This window comes from Qipengyuania thermophila, assembly GCF_004153605.1.
Lineage (GTDB): Bacteria > Pseudomonadota > Alphaproteobacteria > Sphingomonadales > Sphingomonadaceae > Qipengyuania_B > Qipengyuania_B thermophila.
On sequence record NZ_SDSI01000011.1, the window covers coordinates 1 to 1377 of the forward strand.

1 protein-coding gene is annotated in these 1377 nt (G+C 36.7%); it reads left to right on the forward strand.

All coding sequences use genetic code 11. The features are described 5' to 3' along the window. Nucleotides 1-60 precede the first annotated feature (60 nt). Nucleotides 61-642 carry a proton-conducting transporter transmembrane domain-containing protein gene (locus ETO60_RS11100; RefSeq protein WP_130005714.1) on the forward strand — a complete coding sequence of 194 codons (582 nt, stop codon included), beginning with the start codon at nt 61-63 and terminating at the stop codon, nt 640-642. Nucleotides 643-1377 lie beyond the last annotated feature (735 nt).

Sequence of the window (1377 nt, forward strand, 5' to 3'; positions counted from 1 at the left end):
CTGTTTGGAGTGTTGGCAAAAAGAGCTCAGTTTCCTTACTCATCCTGACTCCCCTTAGCAATGGCTGCACCAACTCCAGTCAGGAGTTTAGTTCATTCCTCGACTTTAGTGACTGCGGGAATTTATATAGTTGTTCGGTACTATTCCCATTTTGAAGAAAATGGTTTAATTTTAATAAAGTTCATGGCTTTTATTTCTATATTCTACTCTGGTAGAAGGGCTTTAGTGGAAATAGACTTAAAGAAGGTTGTTGCCTATTCAACTCTTTCTCATCTTAGGATGATAATTTTTTTAGCTTCAATTGGAAGCCTTCAGGCCTCCCTTTTTCACATGTACACCCATGCCATATTTAAAAGGTTGTTGTTTATAGTTGTAGGAGTCATTTTACATGAGAACGAAACAAAGCAGGATTCTCGAACAATCGCTCTACTTCTATCTTCATCTCCTCTCCTATCTGCCCTATTTTCATCTTCAGTAATTTCTATGGTTGGAATCCCTTTTATAAGGGGGTATTTCTCTAAAGAAATAGGAGTTCATGCGTCATTTGAAGATTTTAACTCTTCTTGGAATGTTTGTGGGCTAATTAGTAGAGTTTGTTTCTCGGCAGCTTACTCAATTCGAGTAATCTTCTTCCTTGGATGAAGATCTTCATCTCCTCTTCTTGCTTTTAACCTTTCCTATAAAAGGGGAAAGATAGCAGAGTCTTTAGTTCTGAGATTTTTTCTAAACATGGTTAGAGGGGCCTTTCTGTTGCCAATTATATTCCCAAGAGTGCCCATACCACTTCCCGAGGCGGAAGTAAAGGTTAAATTACTAGTTGTAATTTCTTTGGCACTAGGGAGGGTCTTAGGGTGATTAATATTTCTACATATGCAAAAAGTATTGAAATGAGTAACTCCTTTTCAGATCAGAAGTGCTGCATTTAATATGTCTGTAGGAATTTCTTGAATGCAGCTACCTCAAAAAACCAGACTTTGGTTTCCAGTGTTAGAGAGATTTGGAGTTGTGGAAAGAACTTTTAAATTTCCCTCTCTTTTAATTAAATCTCTTACTTTAGAGGTTTTTATAAAGTTTGAAAAGGAAATAATACCTTTTGTAAAACTCCTAGGATGTTTATCCATTATAATTTTATTTCTTTACATTCGTAGCTTATACGACTAAAGCATTACTTTGAAGAAGTGACAAAGGGCAGTTGCCCCGAGTGTGAACCAGATCTTTAAAATCTGGAGAGAAGATTTTCTTTAGAAGGAAATTCTTCATGGACGTGATTTGAAAATCAGTCTAATAAACCCCTCAAAAGGTTGAGTCTCTGACTCCTTTTTGGGGGGGGAAAGGGGGGGGAGAAATATAGAAATGAAGAAAGAAGAATGAAGAAAG

Bases quoted from the DNA above. Each gene is read 5' to 3' on its own strand.
- ETO60_RS11100 (WP_130005714.1), top strand. From the start codon at position 61: ATGGCTGCACCAACTCCAGTCAGGAGTTTAGTTCATTCCTCGACTTTA.